The organism is Streptomyces sp. SID13726 (assembly GCF_010548375.1).
GTDB lineage: Bacteria > Actinomycetota > Actinomycetes > Streptomycetales > Streptomycetaceae > Streptomyces.
This window is the reverse complement of the sequence record NZ_JAAGLY010000430.1, coordinates 1-446: the sequence shown is the minus strand read 5'-3', so window position 1 is coordinate 446 and position 446 is coordinate 1. Positions and strand designations below refer to the sequence as shown.

1 pseudogene is annotated in these 446 nt (G+C 79.4%); it reads right to left on the bottom strand.

Features of this window, described 5'->3' with window-relative positions:
• Positions 1 to 376: 376 nt before the first annotated feature.
• Positions 377 to 446, bottom strand: a pseudogene (locus tag G3I78_RS51550) (riboflavin kinase); the annotation flags it as partial.

Here is a 446-nt window from a genome sequence, read left to right as displayed (position 1 = left end):
CGCCAGCCTTCCTGCTGGCCCTCTTGCTGGCCTTCCTGCTCCGGAGCGGGGGGCTGGGGTGCGGCGGGCTGCGGCTGCTCCGGTGCCGGGGGTTGTGCGGCGGGAGCGGGTGCGTCGCCGGGCGTCGTCGCCTGCGGTTCGGCGGCGGGCTGCTCGGGGTCGGCGGCGGGGGCGGGGGCCTCCGGGGGTTCCGGTGCCTCCGGGACCTCCGGAGCTGTGGCTTCGGCGGTGGTGTCCGTGGCCTCGTCGGGGGTCGCGGGCTCGTCGCCGGGTGCGCCTGGTGCGGCGGCTGCGGTCGGCTCGCTCGGGGGCGCCGGGGTCTCGGCGCTCGGCTCCGGGGTCTCAGGGGAATCCGGGGTCTCCGGGGCGGAGGGCGCGGGAGGGTCTCCACGTTGGCGGTCGGGAAGCCAAGCTCACGGCCGCGCTGGGCGCCGCGCACGACCACG